Source organism: Seonamhaeicola marinus (genome assembly GCF_008085455.1).
On the sequence record NZ_VSDQ01000429.1, the window covers coordinates 1 to 820 of the forward strand.

General features: G+C 29.3%; 2 protein-coding genes. Both read right to left on the reverse strand.

Annotated elements, in window-relative coordinates; genetic code table 11:
- Positions 1 to 425, reverse strand: a 425-nt coding sequence (locus tag FUA24_RS07530; protein ID WP_148541141.1) for an outer membrane beta-barrel protein, incomplete at its 3' end; no start/stop codon positions are given.
- 88 nt (positions 426 to 513) lie between these two features.
- Positions 514 to 820: ExbD/TolR family protein (locus FUA24_RS07535; RefSeq protein ID WP_187388208.1), on the reverse strand; the 307-nt coding region annotated here is incomplete at its 5' end.

Here is an 820-nt window from a genome sequence, read left to right on the forward strand (position 1 = left end):
TTATAATCTGTGGGTGTTGATGTTCGCCACCTAAATTCAAAAGGTATTTCAATTAAATGATTTGAAAACTTGTTTTTAGAAAATGAGTTATCATTTAAAATTGAATAGTTAGTGGTACTGCTTTGTTCACTAATTAACAAATTCTGGTTGTATGAATTAGAGGAGTACCCCAAGCCTAATGCCAATGCTATATTTCGGCGTTTATTTATTGGTATATCTTTAATATAGCCTATATGAAACCCAAGAGAAAAGCCGTTTTGATTCATATTTTTAGGCTTGTTAGCAAGCAAATTATAAGTTACACCAGCATAAAATTGATCTTCTTTATACAACGAGTCCACAACTTGCTTTTGCTCTTTAATATTTTGAGCAACATTTTGCGATGAGAATCCTAAAATAAAAATGATGGCTATAAAAAACTTCATCAGTTAAGTTATTATAATAAAACGCTATAAATTTAAAAAGGCGTTTTGAATTTCAAAACGCCTTTTTTTATAAAATTAAGAGTGTAAACTAGTTGTTACCTAACACACTACCTTTTTTGGTAGTATAGTTAATTTTAAGTGCATTTACTTTGCGTAACTCTTGCTTAATATCACCTATTAACCCCATGTTTGCATCACTATCAACTTTTAAAGCTGTAGTTAAAAAAGGAATTAATTCTTCTCTTTTAGAAGCTCTTTCAGCTGCTATAAATGCTGCTATTTCATTAACATCAGCAAATTTATCATTTAATTGAATTTTTGCTTCTGTACCATATTGCTTGTAATTGTCACTTGGCTTTCCTGCATATATATACATAACCAAATCTTTTTTATCA